Raw genomic sequence first — 21,150 nt, forward strand, 5'->3', positions numbered from 1 at the left:
CATCCTTCAACCAAGCGACAATTACGCCCACCACAGCAGCCGATATTAGCGTCTTGGCGACCGGACAACAGGCTTTGGTCACGGGTACCGTCCTAGATCTGCCGCTAACGACCCTGGGCGATTTAGAACGCTTTGAAGGGATGTTAATTACCATCCCCGAAACCCTCACCGTCACTGAAGTCTTTAACTTAGGTCGCTTTGGGGAAGTTTCTCTATCTGCTGACGGTCGCTTATTCAATCCGACGAATATTATCGATCCTAACGATGCAGTTGCATCGGGCACCAATTCATCAGGGACGAGCAATGTTGCCGCTGTTACCGCCCAACAAGACCTCAATAATCGCCGTCGCATTCTGCTCGATGATGGTAGCACCCTGTCCAACCTCAGCGATGTCCCCTACATCGACACCACCGACGCGAATCCGGCTAACGACACCCTCCGTATCGGCAGTACGATCGGTGGATTGACGGGCGTACTCGGTTTCGGCTTCAATAATTATCGGATTCAACCCACGCAAGCCCCAATTTTCAACTACGAACCGCGTCCGGCTCTGCCCAATGTCGGCGGCGGTATTAAAGTTGGTAGTTTCAACGTCCTCAACTACTTCAACGGCGATGGTTTAGGCGGTGGTTTCCCAACTTCGCGGGGTGCAACTACAGAGGTCGAATTTAGCCGCCAACGCAATAAAATTATCTCAGCCATCAAAGATTTGAATGCCGATGTCGTCGGTCTGATCGAGATGGAAAATGATGGCGATGGAGCCAATTCGGCGATCGCTAATTTAGTCAACGGCTTGAATGCGTCGATCGGGTCTAACACCTACGACTATATCAAACTGGCAAACACGACTGGTAGCCCCGGTACCGATGAAATTAAGGTCGCCTTCATCTACAAGCCTGGTGCTGTTACGCCTGTCGGTAATGCGGTCTATTTCAACGACTCCGCCTTTAATACCGCCCGTCCACCATTAGCGCAGACCTTCATCAATAATGCCAATGGTGAAAAATTCACCCCCATTGTCAATCACTTCAAGTCTAAAGGCTCCAGTGCTGGCTTACCGGGCGATACCGACCAAGGCGACGGTCAAGGCTTATCGAATGCCACCCGCAAAGCCCAATCCACCGCCCTCCTCAACTTCGTCGGTCAGATGCAAACTGCCTCTGGCGATAGCGATGTAATGGTATTGGGCGATCTCAATGCCTACAACGAAGAAGATCCGATCGATATCCTCCGCGCTGGCGGCTTAACCAAACTCACCACTACAACTGATTCCTTCGTCTTTGACGGTCAGACAGGTTCGCTAGATCATGCCTTAGTTACATCCAGCTTACTCGCTCAAGTAACGGGTGCTGCCAAGTGGAATATCAACTCCTCAGAACCGATCGTCCTCGACTACAATGATGCCATTCAATCTAGTGGGGAAAATATCGCCGAAGTCCGCAATGATACCACGCTTTATCGACCCGATCGATTCCGATCGTCCGACCACGATCCGGTACTAGCCGGACTAAACTTAAAGCCAACTGGTGGCAACCCTGGAGCCGACAACCAAGTCGGTACCAATAATAGCGATACCCTCTTTGGTAATGCGGGCAATGACATCATCAATGCTGGCGGCGGTAATGATTTTATTATTGGTGGTGCCGGAGTCGATTTACTCTTTGGCGGTGCTGGTAACGATACTTTTGTTTACTACGGTGCTAATGAAGGTATTGACAAAATTAACGATTTCGTGGTAAGCGAAGATCGATTGAGTATCTTCCGTTCCGGTTTTGGTGGTAATGCGGTCTTTGACACTGATGGATTGGGAGTCTTGGATGCTTCCCGATTCACGATCGGATCTTCTGCCACCACCGCCAGCCAACGGTTGATCTACAACAATAACTCTGGTGCGTTATTCTTCGATGTTGATGGAGCTGGCGGTACCGCGCAAGTCCGCATCGCTCAATTAGTCGGCAACCCTGCTTTGACTAATAATAGTTTCTCGATTTTCTAAATTAGTTGCAACTAACAAAAAACGGGAGCAATCGATCGATTGCTCCTGCCTCTCAAATCGGGCATTATTTAATTAAAATCGTTATTTGTGTATTTACGGATCGTATCGATCGTGTCTTGATATTTAGTCATATTGCCATCTTGTCTGTAGAGTTCGGCTGCTCGTTGAAGGTACGAGATCGCCAGCTTCCGATCGGTACTTTTTTTGGCAATCTTGTCAGCCATCCGCACATAAAATTCTGCTTGAGTAGCATTGGATGTCCGCCGAAGTCTGGTAGAAATCTTGCTACGTCTAGCTGGGGTGGCACCGCCCGGTATAAAGCCGCCCGATCTCACGCCACCCTCACGATTGCTGCTGCCAGGATCGAGCATGGCATTAGCCATTTGCAGAGCAGTCGGATTGTCCTCTTTTTTTGCTAATATGGCAGCCTGACGGTAATCGGCCATCGCACCCAATCGATCGCCCCCCGCTGCGCGCCAAGATCCGCGCTGGTAGTAGGCGTAAGCATACTCGGCAACGGGATAAATTTCGCCAGCTTTTTTAAAATCGGCAATGCTAGCAGCCGCTTTACTCGGATCGCGTTTTTGAAGTTCGGCGCGTAAGACGTACAAATTGGCTAGATTCAGCTTGATGTAATAATCTGGTGAATCTTGAGGATAGGACTGAATCGCTCGATCGAGTTTTTGGATCGAACTTTGGTATGTTTCACCTAGTGGCTGTTGGCGTTGTCGCTGTCGGCTCGATCGAACTTGCTGTAATTCTGCGGCAGCCTCCACACCCGATTTATTAGCAAGTATAAAGTTCCGGTGGTCGTCTAGCCATCGATCTAATCGATCGACTGGAATCGGCTTGGTATTGTACGGGGATGGTATGGACAGTGACGAATTTAACTGATAAGTTTTCGTCAGATCGCTGCGAGTGGCATCACTATTTCCTAATTGCATGTTGACTAACGATCTCAAGAAATAAGACATCGCATAGTTGGGCTGGAGTTGAATGCTCCGATTGAAATATGCCAAAGCCTGTTGCTTATCTTGTTTGATATTATCGGTGTCTGGGGCGATAAATTTGTTCATCCCCAAAATCAAAAAGTCATCGGCACTCTGCGGGGGTTTGATGCTGTTGCTCCCAGCTTGTCCCATGAGAGTAGATGTTGATAACCATAGCGTGGGTATGCCGCGATTAAACCCCATCTTGCTGCCATAATTGTCAGTATTAGTTGGGGTCGATCGAGTCGATCGATCGCTCGGATTCTGCCATAAAGTACCCACAGTAATGCGATCGCCATGACCGTGAACGGCCACTACTCGTCCCTGTCGATCGAATACTGCACCACCACTCATCCCTTTATTAGTGTAAGCATTATAAACGAGGCTATAGCCGCCCCGATCTCCCGACAGGCGTTTTTGGGCATTAATTAGCACCTCGCCACCAGCAAATGTAAAGCCCTCCGCTTCGACGGGAAATCCTGATGTGTACGCGATATCGCCCGGTTTAACTGCGCTAGACTCAGCCAATCGAGCCAGTGGGTAGTTGTGGGGACTGGTAAATTCGATCGCGGCGAGATCTAAGTCTGAGGAGGTAGTAACCTGCTTACCCGTAGCCAGATAGCTGCGGCCATCGGCAGTGGTAATCGTAAAGGTACAGTTATTATCTGAACATCTGGTAACGTGTTTGCTGGTAATCAGGACGTAAACGCTGCCGAGCTTTTTTAGCAAAAATCCCGAACCACGACCGATCTGTTGTCCATTTTGGCTGACATCGATTTTCGTCGTCACTGATTTAGCAATATTGTAAACTTCGCGAGTAGTCGCCGCCCGAACGGGCTGGGCAATCCCAATCCCCAGGGTGGCTGTGGCTAACCAAATAACTAGTTTCATCGCAGTTGGCACTAAATATACAAAATCTCGCCCCCATAGCAAAATTAGCCCGATCGCGGGGAATGCTAGAATTGAGCTTTGGTATCAATTCTATCTAAATCTAGCAAGTCACTAGCGGATCGATCGAGGTCGTCGTACAATCTAGATCTAGATTTGGCAATAATTACTAGGTGTTCGCTATGGAAGAATGGCAAAACGAAATCGCCGCCGCGTTCAAAGATTTAACCGCGTTGTTTGATGGATTTCGCCTGGAACTCACAGAATTAGTCGAAGAAGTCACCACTGAAGCTCAGGATATTTTTAATCTCCAATTGGATGAGCTGAAACAAGTGCTGACTGAACTCTGGCAAGAATTAGAATTAGAATTTGAAGAACCCACGGCAATGAACTGGGATATTCCCATGCCGACTAAACCGATGCCAGATCCGGCAGTGCATCCGGCTTGTGTGGGTTGTCTCAACTATAATGGTTCTGTGTATGGGGGCAATCTGCTGGTGTGCGGGATGTATCCTTACGGTTGTAATAGCGATCGCTGTGCCGATTGGGAAGGCGAGAACGATCTAAACTAGTAGAATGTTATCAACTATCGATCGCAGATCGCCAATTACATGAGTCAGGACAATACAGCACCAGTGATGACACCTCCGAGCGAGATGAAATATGGGGAACGGGAAATTATCAACGGCGAACTGATTACGTTCCCCAATCCCCGGATGGGCAGACGCTATAATGTCGAGATTAGTTTGCCAGAGTTTACCTGTAAGTGTCCCTTTTCTGGCTATCCTGATTTTGCCACGATCGGGATTATTTACGTACCCGACCAAAAAGTCGTCGAACTCAAGGCATTGAAACTATATATCAATAGTTACCGCGATCGGTATATTTCTCACGAGGAAGTTACCAATCAAATTTTAGACGATTTTGTCGCGATCTCCGATCCGCATCACATTACCGTTCGCGCTGATTTTTCACCACGCGGTAACGTCCATATGATTGTCGAAGTCAAGCACGAGAAATCGTAATTCACATCTTGCCTTAAAACACGGTTATTAGTGTTTTTGTGGATAGTGAATAGTGGATAGTGAATGGTGAATCGCCTATTCAGGGTAGGGGTAATTCATGAATTACCCCTACCCTGAATTTTAGGTGATAAACTTAGTGCGATCGAGAACGATCTCCTGTCGATAATGCCTTATTTATTCGGCGTTGACAATTTCAGATGTCCCCCAGTCCCCCAGTCCCCCAGTCCCCCCGTCTCCCCGTCTTATTTCTCCGGTGCTTTGCAATATTGAGTAAGTCCAGTCGCCAGATCTCGTTCGGGACTGAAAATATTGTTAGATTTTCGCAATCCTTCATGCACCTTCGTCGATTTGCGCTCTTGGAGACTTACCATCAATTGTTTATTAATTTCCATCCCGCCTTGATACATCGACAAAAACTGACTTTTATAAGTCTTGAGCTTTTCATCGCTAACATTGACAGAATTCATGTCTTTTGCAGCTTTATCAAAAACAGTAACTAGTTTTTCGACAATCCCCACATTCAGCGCGGTGCCAGATTCAGTATTAGTCTTGGTATCGATTACTGTCTGATTGATAACTTGAATCATGTCAGCACATTGAGCGACTTTCCCAGTTTTACAGCTTGTCATTAAAAAACCAATCGCTATCGCACTGCACACAACTCCAACCTGCCGAATGCCAAATTTCATCGACGCTACCTCACAACACACGCTAAACGTTCCTAATTTTAGCCGATAACCGATCGATCCTCACAGTTTATTTCTTTCTAGTCCAAACCTCCCGCATACCGACTTGTCGGCTAGAATTCTTTTACAGTGGACTTACCCCCCTTATATGGGGAGGGCTGGGGTGGGGTAAAGATCTACGCAGCAACACACGAATTTCTACAGTTGGAATTAATGCTTAAAATTGGTCTTTACGACCGCGAATTCGGGCAAAAGTCTCGATCGCATCATTACTAGCAACACTGGCTTGGAGAGCGGCAATGTCCCAGCGGAGAAAGGGATTAGTTCGCTTCTCAACGCCTAAAGATGTCGGGACAGTAGGAATTAGCTGCTGACGGGCGGCGGTAACATCGACTAGTCGCTGCTGGAGTTCCTGATTCTCAGGATCGACAGTAACTGCAAATTTAAGATTGCTCAGGGTGTACTCGTGAGCGCACCAAATTCGGGTATTATCGGGCAACTGACGCAATTTGGTCATCGAACCGACCATTTGGGCTGGAGTGCCCTCAAACAGCCGCCCACAGCCGCCAGCAAAAATTGTATCCCCGCAGAATAGTTCGCCAGGAACATCGCTCTCGACTGGCGGGAAATAATAGGCAATGTGGGCGCGAGTATGTCCGGGGATAAAGAATACTTCACCAGTACGACTGCCAAATTCTACCCGATCGCCATCGGTTAAGTATACCTGTTGTCCGGGAATACGACCCCGATCTTCAGCACCGCCATACACCCGCACGTCGGGATAAGCGGCGATTAATTCTTGATTACCACCCACATGATCGCCATGATGGTGGGTGTTAAAAATTGCTACCAATTCAACTTGATGGCGGCGTAATGTGGCAAGTACTGGCGCAGCTTCAGCAGGATCGACAACTGCGGCAATCTTGCGCTCTAAGTCGAGCAGTATAAAGATATAGTTGTCTGAAAGAACGGGAATGCGGAGGATTTCCATGAGGAGTGGGGGAATAGGGGACGGGGGGACGGGGGGACTGGGAGACTGGGAGTACAAACAATTGCTTCCAAAACCTACTTACTATCCACTATCCACTATCCACTATCCACTATCCACTATTCCCTATTCCCTATTCCCTATTCCCTATTCCCTAATTCAACAATCCATTATCATCAGTTGCTGGCGATTCTGTGGGGGTGGGAGTAGGGTTAAGCTGTTGTTGCCATTGTTGAATGAAACTTTGGGCGGAACTGTAGGCAGATGTATTAGAAGGAACAGATTGCGCGATCGCGATCGCGCGGCGGAGGTCGCTCGTGGCGGTGCTTTGAGCGATTTCTAGCATCTGAGATCCCCAGTTATCCATCGATAATCGAGCCTGAGATCGCAGATTAGAACTCTTAGGTACTCTAGCTGCCGATTGAATCGCTGAGAGGAGAGATTCTGGGGTTCCGTTTCCAGCTACTCTCTGGGCGTTAGCTAAATTTGCTGATGCCTGTAATTGAGACTGCCAATCGCTAACTCGTTCTTGGCGTTGCGCTGACATCGCACGTCCCGATCCGATTTTTTGAGCCATAGTTATCGCGGCTCTGAGATCGCCGCTAGTTGCTAGGCTTTCGGCTTGAGCGAGGATTGGCGTATCTTCGGCGCGTTGGATATCGGCAGTCCACTGTTGGATTTTTTGACGAGCTTGGGGGTAAAGCGCGCGCCCTGGGCGAATTTGATTGAGTTGAACGATCGCACTTTGGACGCTTTGGACGGTATTATCTGCCGCTAAGGTATCGGCGGCTTGCATGTAAGGGGCATCTTGAACTGTCTCGATTTGCTTGCTCCATTCAATCGCAACTCGCGCGGCTTCTTTACCGCGCGGATTGTTGGCGGGAATGCCTTTAACTTCATTAATTGCCAGTTGGAGATCGGCGACAGTCCCAGTAGTCGCTATGCTGCGAGCGTGTTGGAGTGCGGCGAGATCTTGAATTTCGAGCTGCCAAAGTCCGGAAACTTGCTGGGCTTTTTGGTAGAGAGAACTTTCTGGTTTGATGCCTTGAATCAGCGAGATGGCTGTTTCTAATTCGGACACAGTGCCAGCTTTGGCATTGATTTGGGCTTGCGATAACCCGATCAGATCTTGGAGTTCGGTTTTGGTTTGGGCGGATTCTGGGGTTTTGTTGGCAATTTCGAGCGCGCCATTCCAGTCATTTTTATCGAATTTAGCTCTAGCCAGTTTGAGCATTTGACTCGAAGCGGTACCGATGAGTGTTTGGGCTTCCGTATGTGCGAAACTTTTAGGATCGACTTTATTGGCAATTTCGACAGCTTTGAGTAAAGTTGCTACTGAAGTACTTTTGACTAGTTGGCGGGCTTCATCTAGCTTGCTGCTATCGGCTTTGGCAATTTGTACTAAGTCGGCTAATTCTTGATACTTAGTCGTCGCCCAGTAGCGATTGTTGAGACGAGTTAGTTTAACGGCGACAGAGTAGGCATTTACCCATTTAGAACTGTTTAATAATCCCCTAGTTTCCCGATCGAGGGCAACACCTTTATTCCAAGTTTCTTGCCATTGTCCCAGGCGGCGGGACACAATTTTGTAGGCGGGCACATTTGAGGGGACTTTCTTGGCAGCATTGACGGCTTCATCATAGTTGCCTTCTTGATAGCTGGCTTCTGCTAATCTTAAAATCGACAGCGACCACCGTTGCACGTTACTATCGACATAGCTGCGCGTCGGATCGTTTGGAGCGATATCTTTGACGAGACTTAGTGCGGAGACTAAATCTTTGAGTGTTTGCTTGCTGGCGGCTAGTTGTCCGCAATATACCCGCAGCGATGGTGAGGACATCGGGACGAATATTTCGGGACAATTCGGTACGGCTTTGGGGTTGAGTAATAAGCCTAATGCTAGGTAAACCAACCCACCAGAAATGCCCAGAGTCATAATTGCCCAGAATACCCAACTCCGGATAAACGACAGCCGCAACCAAGGGGGCATCTGGTTGACTAATTGTTTAGTAACCTGGGTTGCTTGTTCAAAGTCGAAGCGCGCGCTTGGTTTTGCCAAAACTAGAAAAAGGGTAGTTGGGATTGGGAAGTGGGGCAGATTTACAATTCTGACTCCGAGCTAGGTACTGAAGACTTTAAATTACCTGACTCTGTGGGGTCTATTGTGATTTTTTTCGGTCTGCTTTGTCAAGTCTAACTGGTAATAAGTTAGCAGTTTGGCGGAGATTTAACGTAAGTTACTAGTTACTCTCTAATTGAAAGAGGAGGGGGTGTGGGAGGATGGGGAAGGGCGGGAGGATGGGGAGGATTTATGACTAAAAAACTTTAACTAACAACTTAGGCTAATATCTATTTTAGCTTACTGAGGTAAGGGTGAATATTTGCGCGATCGCCGTGACTAAATGTGCTATCTGTGCGGGTTGATGTGTTGCCATCACCGATAGTCTGATCCTACTCGTGGGGACTGTCGGGGGACGGATGGCTGGGGCGAAAATTCCGGCTTGTTGGAGTTGAATCCCGATCGACATCGCCGTGCTAGCATCGGGTAATTCGAGACAAATAATCGGCGATTGCGAGGAAATGAGTCGTAATTCTGGGAATCGCTCGGCGATTTGCTGTTTTAAAGCTGCCACATTTTGCCACAGTTGCTGTCTCAGTTGGGGTGTGGTGCTAATAATTTCGATCGCGGTAAGTGCGGCAGCGGTATCGGCGGGCGATAATCCAGTCGTGTAAATCCAGCTCGCACAGCGGTTTTTAAGAAAATCGACGATCGAATTACTCGCAGCGACATAGCCGCCCAAACTACCGATGGCTTTACTTAATGTACCCATTTCGATTAACGGTTGCCCCACCAGATCGAAATGTTCGACGACACCCGCGCCTGTCTTCCCAAATATGCCCGTAGCATGGGCTTCATCTACCAATAGCATGGCATTAGATTCGATCGCCAGTGCCAAAATTGCTGGCAGCGGACAAATATCTCCATCCATACTAAACACCGTATCGGTAATTATCAGACAGCGACGATAATTATCTCGGTGCGTCTTTAATAGCTCCCGCAAATCGTCAACATCACAGTGACGATATTCCACAACTTTCGCCCCACTCAAGCGCGCCCCATTTTTGAGACTCGAATGGTTGGCACGATCGCTCAAGATTAGGTCTTGCTTGCCCGCTAGAGCCGAGATCGTCCCTAAATTTGCTAAATACCCCGAACTAAAAACCAAGGCGGCTTCAGTGCCCTTTAAACCCGCGATCGCATCTTCGAGATCTTGGTGGAGCTGTTTGTGTCCGCTTGTCAACCGCGAACCCGTCGCACCCGTGCCAAACTGTTGCGTCGCCTGCATAGCCGCTCGAATCGTTCGCTCGTCTCCAGCCAAACCAAGATAATCGTTACTTCCAAAATTAATTAATACTCGTCCGTCGATCGTCGCTTGAGTACCTGGTAAACTCTCGATCGAACGCACGGAGCGATACCAATTTGCCTGTCGAATCGTCTCTAAGGATCGATCGATCCAAGCATAAGGATTTAATTGATTCAAATTTGGAACTCTCGATCGATTAGTATATGAAAATAACTTTATCCCAACTCATTTATGGCAGAAATCCAGTTTTCCAGAGGCATCACCGAACCAGTCGTTCCCGATGTCCGACTCACCAAATCTCGCACTGGCGAGCAAGGTAAAGCATCATTTTACTTTGAAAAACCAGCAATCCTCGGCAATGAAGTCAATGAAGAAGTGACTGGATTGTATATGATTGACGAAGAAGGCGAGATTGTCACGCGCGAAGTCAAAGCCAAATTTGTCAATGGTAAGCCCGAAGCATTAGAGGCGATTTATATCATGAATTCTACGGCAGAGTGGGATCGCTTCATGCGCTTTATGGAACGCTATTCCGAAGCTAACGGTTTAGGATTTATCAAGGCTGAAGCAGAATAACCAGCTCATGCTCGATCGTGCTTCTCAACCTCACCCAGATGCGATTCCAATTAGCATTAATTGTTCAATCGTGACTGTCAGCGATACCCGCACGCCTGCAACCGACAGTAGCGGCGCATTAGCCCAACAATTGTTGCAAGCGGCGGGACACACGGTCGGTAGTTATCAGATCGTGCCTGACGAACCCGATCGCATTTTAGCCGAATTAGCACGGACGATCGCGATCGTGCCGATCGTTCAAGCGATCGTTGTTAATGGCGGTACGGGCATCTCCGCTCGCGATACCACTTACGATGCAATTTCCCGCGTCCTCACCAAAACTATACCGGGCTTTGGTGAAATTTTTCGGTATTTAAGCTATCAAGAAATCGGATCGCGGGCGATTTCCTCCCGCGCGATTGCGGGTACGTATGGTAACATTTTAGTCTTCTCACTGCCCGGCTCGCGCGGTGCAGTACAATTGGGCATGGAAAAACTCGTTCTCCCCGAACTCATCCATTTAGTCAGCCAAATTACATGAAATCTGCAAGCGGCGATAAACCCAAAAGCGAGTCTAAAAGTTCTGTTAACTGGTTGCAATGGACGATAATCTGCTTATCGATCGGTAGTATTATTGCCTTTAGGATGCTATTTATTATCGATAAAGATTTAGAAATTAAAACTAAAATCGGGGGTAATAGTTGGCAGCTTAACTCACAATCTATCCGCGCGACTGTTACCGATATTCAGAAATTCACAACCCAACACATCAACCCGCACTTACAATCCCTGAGCCAAAAATCTCAGCAACTGTTCTCACAGACTGGCTCGGCAATCTCCGCGCGGAGAGATTGGTGTATTTCTAAATCGCAAATTTCGACAGCTTTAGATAAAGTCAAAAACCTCAATCCGCTCGAAGCCGATCGTCAGATTCAGAGTAAAGATACTTATGCTAAACCTCCTCAAAAAACTTCTCAAACAAACCAGCAAAAACCGCAGGTAGACAGCGCGAATGATAATTTGTGTGTAACTACTGGGGTAGCAAAATAGATCGATAACCTCGAAAAAATGGCGTTGCTGATTTGAGGTGTAATTTTCGGTTTTTCCAACAAAAAAATTATCTCCTCCCCGCTCCCCGCTCCCCGCTCTTTTTGAATTCGCTACTCCCAAACTTATGAAAATAAACTCTGGTAATACAAACGAAGACCCCAGAATCGAGCTAGTACCGCTGATTGATGTCATCTTTTGCATTTTGACATTTTTTCTATTAGCAGGGCTACAGGTAGCCAGACAGCAGGCACTTAGCGTCGATATTCCCAAGGCTGCCAGTGGTACGCCAGCAGCCAGAGAACTGTTGATGGTGAGTCTCAATGATGCGGGACAAATATTCTTAGAACAGCAACCGATGTTAGTTCCGGGACAATTAGTCGAAGCCGTCAAACAATACCGTCAAGCACGCCCCAACAGCTCGATCGTGCTATATGCGTCCAAACAAGTCAGCTACAATAAAGTCGTCGAAGTTCTCGATGCACTCCGAGGGGTAGCTGGAGATCGAGTCGCACTAGCAACTCTCCCCTCGAATACCGCCGCACCCACGCCGCCAATTATCCCTAGTTCCACTCCAGCCCCAGGTGTGAATCCCAGTAATACCCAGCCCAATAGCGGCGTAGCTACACCAGCACCGGGGACACTCACCACTCCCACGCCAGTTACGCCGACTGCCACTCCCAGCGCGAATCCAGCAACGACAACTCCAACCACGCCAACACCAACGGTAACTCCGAGCGCAGCTCCCAGTAAATCGCCTTAAATTAATTACTAAAGCTACCGCTTGCTCTTATAAGTCCCCCTTAAAAAGGCTACGGTGTATACACAAGTTGGTTAGACTTCGTTTCGAGATCTGAATCCCCCAAACCCCCTTAAAAAGGGGGTTAAGATCCGGTCAAAGTCCCCCTTTTTAAGGGGGATTTGGGGTTGGGGGCTTTAGATCTACAAGCCACATCAAAAAACCTGTTCGGACATCTTCTCAAGACTCGTAAAGCCTAAAGCCTAAAACCTGGTAACCGATCGGTTGCCAGCTTATTTTTGGCGATCGCAACTGATAGCCATGAAATTACAAAACAGGGAATCGAGAGGGCGAGCATCGATGGAATTGAAATAGAATTTGTCAGTTCGGGAGAAATTTTATCTACCAAACTTTTGACAATATTCATAATTAGTGGATGGATTAAATAAATCCCAAAGGAACACGCACCGACACTCGCGATAATATTGTTGACGATCGGATGTTTGAAATAACTCGAAATCGATATACCTACCAGTAACAACGTATAAGCTAAGATAATTTCTTTAAAAGATTTAGGTAACAATAATTGACCGCCAATATTAATCGCTATCAGCAATCCGATCGAACCAATTTTTATGGATTGTTGCGATATTTTTTTGGATTTAAAAATTTGATGTAATAACAGCGATACACATAAATATGGTAAACACTTAATTAGCCAAGCAATTTCTACCAACAATAATCTTAATAATGGATGAGCTTGTAAATCTATTTGCCATGTCGTAAGTAGGCTCTTAAAAGCAACATCTGGCCCTAAATGGAATGAATTTCCTGAAATTTCTAGCCAGTTGTAGAGCGCGGCACTCAAAATTGACAGTAATAATAAACCTAAATTGCTAACTTTTAACTTTTGGAGCAGTGGCACCAATAAGATTAAAGAAGTACCAGCCAGCAGTAAAGCCAAGAAATAAAGATGATAGGAAGCTCCACCAAAAAATACGATCGAGAGTGGATCTGTTAATAACTCTTGGAGGCGATCGGTTCGATCGCTGGCGGCAAAAATGATAATTCTTAATATTAAAAAGATGACAGTCCAAATTATATAGGGAATAACAATTCGATCGAATCGCGATCGCCAGAATTTGGCAGAGTAAGCGATCTCTGGTTTAGCCGTCAGAAAGTAAAAAGCTACGGCAAGAAAAAAAGGTACGCCAAAATAGAAATTTAAGCGGAAAGAGATCGCGCTAGGATCGGTGGCTAATCCCCAATTCTCATCGCCTGAATGGACTAAAATAACTGCATATGCCGCTAGTCCTCGACAAAGTTCGATGCCTAATAATTTTTGGTTATTCATCGCTGCTAAACTAGTTTTTTGGTTTACCTATTTGTAAGAGTTTGATAAATTTTGCTAAGACTGACAGCAGCTTGCTCCCAGTTAAAGAGTTTTGCCCTAATGATACCTTTATCGACATAGCTTTGTCGCAGTGCTGGATTTTGGTGTAATGATAAAATGCCATCGACGATCGCGTTAACATCGAGTGGCGGTACCAAAATTGCCGCATCGCCAGCAACTTCTGGTAATGAAGAAACATTCGCAGAAATGACGGGCATCCCGCAAGCCATCGCTTCTAAAATTGTTAAGCCAAAGCCTTCATATAGTGAAGGAGCCAATAACATATCGGCGGTATTATAGATTTCTAATAGGGTTTGTTTATCGGGATTACGAATTTCGACAATTGTCGATTCGAGATCGTGCGATCGAATTGCGGCGAGTTGCTCTGGGGTAAATTCATCTCCGACTTTCCATAGTTTGACATCAATTCCACGCTCGCGAAGTGCGACTAATACTTGCAGAATGGTGGGAATATTTTTGCGCTGATGATTCGAGCCGACATTGAGCAAGCACAATGTTGCTGGCGTGCTGCGATAGCGATGGCGGATGGCGGCGGTATCCGTCGCTGGGAGGGGTTGGAAATAGGGTTCTACGCCATTAGGAACGACGGTAATTTTATCAGTGGGAATATCGAGCGATTTAGCGACATCTCGCGCGGTATTTGTCGATACCGCCACGATTCGATTTGCTGATTTCATCCCCCGCACGGAATATTTCCACGAAGCCATACTCAAAGCGGGAAACCGCGATCGATCTTTGAGAATATCAGGATAAACAAATTGCACCAAATCGTGACAGGTAACCACAATCGGTTTGCCAGTTTTTTTGAGCCAGTAGGCGACGTGAGCGTTACTATGATCGACAATATGGTAAATATCTGCTTCAATCTGGCTGACTTGGCGCGGATGATTCCACAACCGCTCGTAATATTTCCGCACGCCTGTACCCGACTTCCAGAGATTTTCGTCGCCATTTTTGCCCCAAGGGGTGGGCGCAATTTCAATAATTTCCCATGTCGGTTGTAGCTGTTTTAATCGATCGATTAAATTATCTGTGTACACATCCATACTCAATGCTACACCTTTTTCTCTTCTGACGATCGCGATTTTCATTGTTGATAGGGGGATGGGAAGTAAGGAGTAAGCGGGCAATTGCTAAAGCCTAAAGCCTAAAGCCTAAAACCCGTTTGTGACGGATGGGTAGATCGATGACATGATAAAACAGAGCTGAGAAGATTAAAGATAAAAACATTAGCGAAAATGAAGTTTTAAGCCCGATCGCGGCATAGCCGAGTAAGATTGCGGGGGTATGAAATAAATATAGGGGGTAAGATAATTCGCCTAGATAGTCGAGCACCTTACAAAGCTTTTGAGGCAGTGTTATCTCAGTTGCATAAATTAATAGTAAAGCACTCAGTACGTAAGTAAAACTAGCTAAAGAGCCATAATTACCACCGTGGAATCCGAGGAGGAAGCAGCCTAATAAGACAATCGATACTTTTGCCAGCGGTTCTTTAGCATGGAAAAAATAGAAAAAGCCTAACAACCATGCCCACGATAATAGCAGTAGTGGCAATCCATATCTCAAGAAGGCGATATCTTTATTTGGCAGGGCAATCTGGGAGAAGGCGATATAACATCCCGCTGAAATTGCAATTAATAATAAAATTACTGGGGGTTTTAATTTAACTAATAAAGGTGCGAGCAAATAACAGACAACCTCAACACTCAACGTCCAGATTACGCCGTTAGAGCCGAGTGGAAAAACCAGAAAACCTTGGAGGAAGAACAAATTACCAATCAAGTTGATAAGTGTTGGTTGCTGATATTTTGTTGAATCGAGAACGACGATTTCATTACCAGCAATCAGAAAAGGAATAAAAGAGACGAAGATCGCGACTAGATAAAGTGGATACACGCGCATGAATCTGCGCCGATAAAATCCGGTATTTCCTTTGGAAATAGAGCAGGCGATCGAGTAGCCAGAGATTAATAAAAATCCGAGTACTGCGGAAAACCCCGTGAAACTTTGGAACGAAACTAGCAGATCGTTACTAGGTACGCAATGGCTCAGATGATGGCAGACAACTACCCATGCGAGGAAAAAACGTAGACCTGCTAAAATAGACCATTGTGCATTCATATTGGTTGTTAAATGCGTTGTTTTGATGTAATATTGCGATCGACAAATTCGATCGCTTCTACGAAACAGGCGGTAGCTGTTTCGGGGGTATGTTCGAGCATAATTTGTGCGGATATATCTCCCATCGAGCGGATCGAATCGGGATTATCTAAAAATTGCTGCATGTATCCAGCTAGCCGCTCGATATCATCGGGTGGGTAGACAAAACCGTTGGCACCCGCCGCCACCATTTCCGCCGCTCCCGCGCCTGTGGAGCAAATGACCGCTTTCCCAAACGCCATCGCTTCGGGTACCACCATGCCCCAAATATCGTCATATGTGGGCAAAATAAACACATCGGCAAGTTGAAAATAAGCTCCCAAACAGCGATAAGGAATTTTTCCCATCCACAGCACTTGTTTTTCTAAACCAGATTCCTTGACTAGTGCGGCGAGTTCGGGTTGTTGTTCGCCATCGCCGACGATCGCTAATGTATAATTTTCGTAGCCTTGTTGTTGCAAGATATTGCAAGCTGCAATCAGGTTTTTTAGCCCTTTGCGGGGGATAATTTGCCCGACAGACAAAAATATCGGACGCTTGACGCTAGCATCGATTTGAGGGGCTTCGGTGGCAGAAGATTGGAGTAAAGTAGGAAGACTGGGGACTAAAAAAGGTTTGGCAAATACGCGTTCGGGATTTACTTGCAAAATATCGAGCAAATAAGTTTTTCCCGCGCGGCTATTGACAACAAAAGCATCGGCCAATCGCGCCATCATCCGTCGCGCCTGATAGCGAATGGTGGAATTAGGATTCTCGTAAATTGCCGAGCCACCTTCGTAAGTAATAATTACTTTCCAGCGACAAATCGGTTTGAGTAATAGCGCAATTGCCGTCCAAGCAGTGAAGGCGTTCGCGAATATTAACTGCGGTTTGAATTGCCATAATCGCCGCACGATTTGGAGTGATGCTGCCGAAAATCCGATCGAATAACCATTAGCAGCTTTAATAATTTCAATATAACGAGTTGCACCGACTACTTCGACACTAAAATTAGGTTCTAAGCCAGCAGCATAACCCGGCCATTGTCCGGTAAAGGTAATTGTATTTGGGAAAATTTGGGCAAATTCACTCAGAATATGTTGGAATGAAATTCCGCCCGTACCCATATCAGGTAATAACCAGGCTACCCGATCTAATGATGTTTGTGTCACTTTATTAGGGGATAGGAGAGTAAAAAGTAAGGAGTCAGGAGTCAGGAGTAATGTTAAATTTACATGCTGCTCGTACTTTGTCGATTATCGCTTCTTGCTACTCTCTAATCCTTATAAGGTAAAAGTGATTGAATTCCAGGTAAAAATAAGACGGTTTCTAGAGTTTTTTGAGCGAGATTGGGTTTAGGGTTGTGTTTTTGCAAATACTCATAAAGCCATTTGTATTTGGGTGTCGATCGATCGAATTTTTTCAGATGCTTGAGTGTTTTCACCCAAGTTCGTTCGCGATAGGCTTCTTTTCGAGGACGGAAGAGGTGATCGTGAATGCAAACGATATCTTCCATGCTGCTCAACTGTTCGGTGGCTGGCATGGCATTATGCGAATGCACGGGATAGTTATAGCCGGGAGAAAAGTTAAAAACTTTAGCAGTTGTGGCACAAATTGTTGCCGATAGAGCCGACTGTTCGTAATACCAATTTTCGGTGGTAATACTAGTACCAACTTCTAATAACTGTTCGATCGTCTGTTGCCAAGCGGTACAAATTCTTTTACTTCTCCTGAATGCAACTACGCCAGAATTCCAGAATGCTCTGACTTTTTTCTGATCTACTGTTGTCGTCACGAAGCGATCGATGTTGGTAACCCCAGCAATATTATAAAGCCGCAGCCAATAGGCTTCATTAGGATCGGAACTACCAACAGAACCGATCGTTTGGTGATGTTCGGGACGAATGCCGATATCGTATTCGGGTGGTAATAAAAATTCGGTTGGTTCGGAAAAGAAGACTAAATCGCTATCGAGAAAGACAATAATCTCGGCATCGATATGCTGTTCGACATACGCACATAGCAATGGTTTGTTTGCTAGTGGATAGTCGGGATATTTGGTGTTGAGAACTACTTTTTGATGCTCGACTCCAAATGCAGTAAGTTTGGCAATCGTTTCTGCTGAAACATCATTTTGCTCGCGCACCTGAAAACTATACAGCGGTGCATCTTTGAACTTACCCGTATATTTACGGAAGCTCTCGACCATTAACAAAGACTCTGGTTCTAGGGCACCACCTTCAGTACATAAAATAAACGCGATCGGCACAGACATCAGCTAATTTCCTCCTAATTGATTATTAGTAATTACGATCGAGTGCGTTCGCGCAGCGTTCGCTTTGCGAAATCGTCAGATAAATATAAATTTTATTTTAGCTACTCCACTTTAACAATTTCACCAAACTTCGTACTCAGTACAATGACTAATTAATTTCAGAGCGAAGGTATAAGGAGTAAGGAGTAAGAAGTAAGAAGTAAGTATGTAATTACTTCTCAAACCTATTCCCTAAAACCTAAAACCTAAAACCTAAAACCTAAAGCCTAATCTTTAGTGTTGCAAGAGATTTGGAATCGGTGAGTCGCTGGGGTCGCTGGGAATGGGATCTAGATACTGAAAAATTGTGCTGGTGTATCGATCGATCGAATTTTCGTCCACAAATATCTGCATTTGCGATCGATCTCCTAATGTTTCGGGTGCTGCTGTCTGACAGCGTGCGAGTGCTTGCATCAGCTCCGATGGTTGGGTAGCATCTACCGCTATTCCCAATTTATAGCGTCGTACCAATTCTCCCATTAAGCCATAATCGGTACTCAAAACGGGTTTACCTGCGGCTGCGGCTAAAAGTAAAATACCACTCATGCCGACGTGCCGTTGATAGGGAGCCAAAATCGTATCCGCTAATTGAAAGTAGTTGGAGACTTCCTCTTCGGGGATAAAATCGTAGCACTCAATAATTTGAATCGGCGTATGTTGGCGCAATGCGACAATTTGCCGTTCCAGATTGGCGCGCTCGGTAGCAGCGGTTTTACCGACTAATAACAAGCACATCTGCTGACTCAATGCTGGCGGTAATAACTCGATCGCCTGTAACAGTTGATAAATGCCTTTGCGCCTATCTAATGCCCCAAATAGCAGAAACACCCGGCGATCGGTTTTGATGCCGAGCTGGGCGCGGTATGCAGCTATATCTATAGCGGTTGAGGGGGTAGATACCACCGGATCGGCAAGCGTGACTATTTTGGCGCGATCGCCATTGGTTTTGAGTGCTTCAACGACAAAAGGATCGAGACAAAATACCGTCTGAAGCTGTGGGTGTGCGAGGATGCGATCGAGCGTAATGCGATTGCGCCATTGTTGTAATTGCTCTTGGCGATCGGGATGATGGTTGGCAAACATGCCATAGTGGAAAGTCGGTCGAAAATAAATTCCCGAAAATGGACAAGGTGACTGCATTCCTACCGCTAACGGGAGTTCGCAGGTATCTAAATACATCATCAGTGCGTGGGTGGTTTGCAAATTTCGGGCGTATTTACAAAATATCTGCCATTCGCGAAAGTTCCGCTGCAACCGACTCAATCCCGAACTCCGATCTCCCAAGGCGGCGACTTCATCAGCCGCAATCGGGACGATGTTAATTGTTGGCTGCTGGTAACTAGCAATCACCGCAACGGTATCGCGATGAATCTCTAAAAACTGCGGTAACACGACAATATCGATCGTGCTAACAACTGGCTGTTGGCAAGCATCATCGATGAGGTGTTGAATATAGTTACCATGATGTCCGCCTAAAGCCAGATCGAATAACATCAATCTCTGCGGCTTGGTAATAGGTGATGCGGATGGTGGTTTCATGGAGGGGGGACGGGGGGACGGGGAGACGGGGAGACGGGGGACGGGGAGACGGGGGACTGAGAGCAAGTTGGATGATGCTGGCACTCTATTCCCTATTCCCTATTCCCCCAAAATGGTTTGAAACAGCGATTTATAACGATGTGCTTGTACGTCCATTGCGTATTCTCGCTCGGCTTTGGCGCGTGCTGCTGCGCGGAGGTGGGGATGCCTGTCGAGATCTTCGAGCACCCAGGCGATGCCGCGTGCGAGATCTTTAATGTCGCCACGATCGGCAATGTAACCGTTTTGGTGCGGATCGACGATATCTGCCAAGCCAGTATTGGCAAATACTACCACCGGAGTACCGCAGGCGAGGGATTCGGAGGCGGTTTGCCCGAAGGCTTCTTCGATCGAAGGGGCAATCATCACATCGGCGGCGGCGTAGGCGAGTTGGAGCGATCGATCTTCGGTTAATTTGCCTAAATAGCGGACGGGGAAGCCTAAATCGAGGGGTTGCTCTGGTGCGGAGGAGCCGAAAATGACTAATTCGATCCGATCTCCCCAACCTTCAGCGCGGAGCTGTCGGAGCGCGGCTTGCAGTAGGTGGAAGCCTTTGCGGGTATCGCCTGTCGCGTCAATTGCGCCGAATAAGACTAGTTGTTTGTCTTGGGGCAGATTTAACATTTCTCTGGCAAGCCGCGCCTCGATCGGCTTAAATACGGTCGCATCTAGCCCAAATGGAATGATGGAGATGGGGGTATTTTTAAATAGAGCCGAAGCGCGCATACAGTCTGCCATCCACTGGCTGGGAGCGACGAGATGGAGATTGAGATTTTGCCAAGCGATGGCTTTACGTTGCCACACATCTTGCGATAAGTCGGCTTCGCGCTGGCTGTGGAGTTGGGGACAATTACCGCAGGATGCTGTATAGCGATCGCAGCCCAATGTGTAATGGCAGCCGCCTGTAAATGCCCACATATCTTGGAGCGTCCATACTAGCGGTTGTTTGAATTCGGCTAAGGCGGAGACGGGGACGAAGCCATTACAGATCCAATTGAGATTGAGAATATCTGGTGCAAATCGATCGATACTTTTGTGGAGTGCGGCGGGAAACCATTGGGGTGAGAATAGTTGCGTGCGCTGGCGATAAGATTTGAGTGGATAGGCATCGCCCATCGATCGCAATTTAGCAGCTAATTTAGGTTCCGCCGTCATTACCGTCGGATCGCTGCTTTGTTTGTGTTGGACTAAAAACTGGGAGTCGATATCGATCGATCGCAAACCTTGATGAATGCGATAGGCGGCTCTAGCTGCGCCACCAGCAAGATCGAAAGTACTTAGATTTAAGACTTTCATATTCATGATTGTTGCAATATTGGCTGCATAAAGAATTTGGCGATTGAGTCGTAAATTGTGATTCGATCTTGTCTAAATATTAGACATCCTGCGAAAGTAAAAATATCATCTTTTTCAGTACCGTTTTCTT

Annotated in this window: 19 protein-coding genes; 7 read left to right on the forward strand and 12 right to left on the reverse strand. The window is 46.6% G+C overall.

Going from position 1 to position 21,150, the window contains the following annotated elements; translation table 11 throughout:
* A partial coding sequence (locus RMO79_RS13765) for an ExeM/NucH family extracellular endonuclease (RefSeq protein WP_310483729.1) occupies positions 1–1,997 on the forward strand: 1,997 nt, incomplete at its 5' end.
* A 68-nt stretch (positions 1,998–2,065) separates the two neighbouring features.
* Here RMO79_RS13765 and RMO79_RS13770 read toward each other — a convergent pair.
* Positions 2,066–3,877, reverse strand: coding sequence for a tetratricopeptide repeat-containing serine protease family protein (locus tag RMO79_RS13770; protein ID WP_310483730.1), 1,812 nt, complete (start codon positions 3,875–3,877; stop codon positions 2,066–2,068).
* A gap of 179 nt (positions 3,878–4,056) precedes the next feature.
* Between RMO79_RS13770 and RMO79_RS13775 the strand changes: the two genes are divergently transcribed.
* Together RMO79_RS13775 and queF are read left to right on the forward strand one after the other, a co-directional pair.
* A complete protein-coding gene (locus RMO79_RS13775; protein ID WP_310483731.1) occupies positions 4,057–4,446 on the forward strand; it encodes a hypothetical protein in 390 nt (129 codons plus the stop codon).
* Positions 4,447–4,485: 39 nt separating this feature from the next.
* Entirely contained in the window at positions 4,486–4,899 is a 414-nt protein-coding gene (gene queF, locus RMO79_RS13780) for a preQ(1) synthase (RefSeq protein WP_396136597.1), read from the forward strand.
* Between the two features lie 242 nt (positions 4,900–5,141).
* Here the strand turns inward: queF and RMO79_RS13785 are convergent, their stop codons facing one another.
* The 4 genes from RMO79_RS13785 to bioF form a co-directional block, all read right to left on the reverse strand.
* Positions 5,142–5,528 carry a hypothetical protein gene (locus RMO79_RS13785; protein WP_310483732.1) on the reverse strand — a complete coding sequence of 129 codons (387 nt, stop codon included), beginning with the start codon at positions 5,526–5,528 and terminating at the stop codon, positions 5,142–5,144.
* Between the two features lie 274 nt (positions 5,529–5,802).
* On the reverse strand, positions 5,803–6,576 hold the full coding sequence (gloB, locus tag RMO79_RS13790) for a hydroxyacylglutathione hydrolase (protein ID WP_310483733.1): 774 nt from the start codon (positions 6,574–6,576) through the stop codon (positions 5,803–5,805).
* A gap of 151 nt (positions 6,577–6,727) precedes the next feature.
* Positions 6,728–8,632, reverse strand: a complete 1,905-nt coding sequence (locus RMO79_RS13795; RefSeq protein WP_310483734.1) for a chromosome segregation ATPase — start codon at positions 8,630–8,632, stop codon at positions 6,728–6,730.
* 295 nt (positions 8,633–8,927) lie between these two features.
* Positions 8,928–10,115: an 8-amino-7-oxononanoate synthase gene (gene bioF, locus RMO79_RS13800; RefSeq protein WP_310483735.1), complete on the reverse strand. Its 1,188-nt coding sequence runs from the start codon at positions 10,113–10,115 to the stop codon at positions 8,928–8,930.
* Between the two features lie 54 nt (positions 10,116–10,169).
* Here bioF and psb28 point away from each other — a divergent pair, with 54 nt between their 5' ends.
* The 4 genes from psb28 to RMO79_RS13820 all read left to right on the forward strand — a co-directional run bounded on the left by psb28 (position 10,170) and on the right by RMO79_RS13820 (position 12,303).
* Positions 10,170–10,514 carry a photosystem II reaction center protein Psb28 gene (gene psb28, locus RMO79_RS13805; RefSeq protein ID WP_310483736.1) on the forward strand — a complete coding sequence of 115 codons (345 nt, stop codon included), beginning with the start codon at positions 10,170–10,172 and terminating at the stop codon, positions 10,512–10,514.
* A gap of 7 nt (positions 10,515–10,521) precedes the next feature.
* Positions 10,522–11,034 carry a molybdenum cofactor biosynthesis protein B gene (locus RMO79_RS13810; protein WP_310483737.1) on the forward strand — a complete coding sequence of 171 codons (513 nt, stop codon included), beginning with the start codon at positions 10,522–10,524 and terminating at the stop codon, positions 11,032–11,034.
* On the forward strand, positions 11,031–11,543 hold the full coding sequence (locus tag RMO79_RS13815) for a hypothetical protein (RefSeq protein ID WP_310483738.1): 513 nt from the start codon (positions 11,031–11,033) through the stop codon (positions 11,541–11,543). Before RMO79_RS13810 ends, RMO79_RS13815 begins: the two co-directional genes overlap by 4 nt.
* Before the next feature lie 124 nt (positions 11,544–11,667).
* The gene (locus tag RMO79_RS13820) at positions 11,668–12,303 is read left to right on the forward strand and encodes a biopolymer transporter ExbD (protein ID WP_310483739.1); all 636 of its coding nucleotides are present in this window, start codon (positions 11,668–11,670) and stop codon (positions 12,301–12,303) included.
* A 232-nt stretch (positions 12,304–12,535) separates the two neighbouring features.
* On the opposite strand, the gene RMO79_RS13825 is transcribed toward RMO79_RS13820, so the two are convergent.
* The 7 genes from RMO79_RS13825 to RMO79_RS13855 all read right to left on the reverse strand — a co-directional run bounded on the left by RMO79_RS13825 (position 12,536) and on the right by RMO79_RS13855 (position 21,020).
* Entirely contained in the window at positions 12,536–13,633 is a 1,098-nt protein-coding gene (locus RMO79_RS13825) for an acyltransferase (protein ID WP_310483740.1), read from the reverse strand.
* Positions 13,634–13,656: 23 nt separating this feature from the next.
* Positions 13,657–14,784 carry a glycosyltransferase family 1 protein gene (locus RMO79_RS13830; protein WP_310483741.1) on the reverse strand — a complete coding sequence of 376 codons (1,128 nt, stop codon included), beginning with the start codon at positions 14,782–14,784 and terminating at the stop codon, positions 13,657–13,659.
* Between the two features lie 49 nt (positions 14,785–14,833).
* Positions 14,834–15,814, reverse strand: a complete 981-nt coding sequence (locus RMO79_RS13835; protein ID WP_310483742.1) for an acyltransferase — start codon at positions 15,812–15,814, stop codon at positions 14,834–14,836.
* A gap of 8 nt (positions 15,815–15,822) precedes the next feature.
* The gene (locus tag RMO79_RS13840) at positions 15,823–17,004 is read right to left on the reverse strand and encodes a glycosyltransferase family 4 protein (RefSeq protein ID WP_310483743.1); all 1,182 of its coding nucleotides are present in this window, start codon (positions 17,002–17,004) and stop codon (positions 15,823–15,825) included.
* Positions 17,005–17,108: 104 nt separating this feature from the next.
* On the reverse strand, positions 17,109–18,107 hold the full coding sequence (locus RMO79_RS13845; RefSeq protein WP_310483744.1) for a hypothetical protein: 999 nt from the start codon (positions 18,105–18,107) through the stop codon (positions 17,109–17,111).
* Between the two features lie 273 nt (positions 18,108–18,380).
* Positions 18,381–19,685 (reverse strand): glycosyltransferase, encoded by a 1,305-nt coding sequence (locus RMO79_RS13850; protein ID WP_310483745.1) that lies wholly within the window; start codon positions 19,683–19,685, stop codon positions 18,381–18,383.
* Positions 19,686–19,784: 99 nt separating this feature from the next.
* Positions 19,785–21,020: a glycosyltransferase gene (locus tag RMO79_RS13855; RefSeq protein ID WP_396136598.1), complete on the reverse strand. Its 1,236-nt coding sequence runs from the start codon at positions 21,018–21,020 to the stop codon at positions 19,785–19,787.
* Positions 21,021–21,150 lie beyond the last annotated feature (130 nt).

The sequence above is a fragment of the Chamaesiphon sp. VAR_48_metabat_403 genome (genome assembly GCF_031422475.1).
GTDB lineage: Bacteria > Cyanobacteriota > Cyanobacteriia > Cyanobacteriales > Chamaesiphonaceae > Chamaesiphon.

What these genes read in the sequence shown, in the direction of transcription:
- RMO79_RS13770 (WP_310483730.1), bottom strand. Translation starts at nt 3,877, where the DNA reads ATGAAACTAGTTATTTGGTTAGCCACAGCCACCCTGGGGATTGGGATT.
- RMO79_RS13775 (WP_310483731.1), top strand. Translation starts at nt 4,057, where the DNA reads ATGGAAGAATGGCAAAACGAAATCGCCGCCGCGTTCAAAGATTTAACC.
- queF (WP_396136597.1), top strand. Translation starts at nt 4,486, where the DNA reads ATGAGTCAGGACAATACAGCACCAGTGATGACACCTCCGAGCGAGATG.
- RMO79_RS13785 (WP_310483732.1), bottom strand. Translation starts at nt 5,528, where the DNA reads ATGACAAGCTGTAAAACTGGGAAAGTCGCTCAATGTGCTGACATGATT.
- gloB (WP_310483733.1), bottom strand. Translation starts at nt 6,576, where the DNA reads ATGGAAATCCTCCGCATTCCCGTTCTTTCAGACAACTATATCTTTATA.
- psb28 (WP_310483736.1), top strand. Translation starts at nt 10,170, where the DNA reads ATGGCAGAAATCCAGTTTTCCAGAGGCATCACCGAACCAGTCGTTCCC.
- RMO79_RS13810 (WP_310483737.1), top strand. Translation starts at nt 10,522, where the DNA reads ATGCTCGATCGTGCTTCTCAACCTCACCCAGATGCGATTCCAATTAGC.
- RMO79_RS13815 (WP_310483738.1), top strand. Translation starts at nt 11,031, where the DNA reads ATGAAATCTGCAAGCGGCGATAAACCCAAAAGCGAGTCTAAAAGTTCT.
- RMO79_RS13820 (WP_310483739.1), top strand. Translation starts at nt 11,668, where the DNA reads ATGAAAATAAACTCTGGTAATACAAACGAAGACCCCAGAATCGAGCTA.
- RMO79_RS13825 (WP_310483740.1), bottom strand. Translation starts at nt 13,633, where the DNA reads ATGAATAACCAAAAATTATTAGGCATCGAACTTTGTCGAGGACTAGCG.
- RMO79_RS13830 (WP_310483741.1), bottom strand. Translation starts at nt 14,784, where the DNA reads ATGAAAATCGCGATCGTCAGAAGAGAAAAAGGTGTAGCATTGAGTATG.
- RMO79_RS13835 (WP_310483742.1), bottom strand. Translation starts at nt 15,814, where the DNA reads ATGAATGCACAATGGTCTATTTTAGCAGGTCTACGTTTTTTCCTCGCA.
- RMO79_RS13845 (WP_310483744.1), bottom strand. Translation starts at nt 18,107, where the DNA reads ATGTCTGTGCCGATCGCGTTTATTTTATGTACTGAAGGTGGTGCCCTA.
- RMO79_RS13850 (WP_310483745.1), bottom strand. Translation starts at nt 19,685, where the DNA reads ATGAAACCACCATCCGCATCACCTATTACCAAGCCGCAGAGATTGATG.
- RMO79_RS13855 (WP_396136598.1), bottom strand. Translation starts at nt 21,020, where the DNA reads ATGAAAGTCTTAAATCTAAGTACTTTCGATCTTGCTGGTGGCGCAGCT.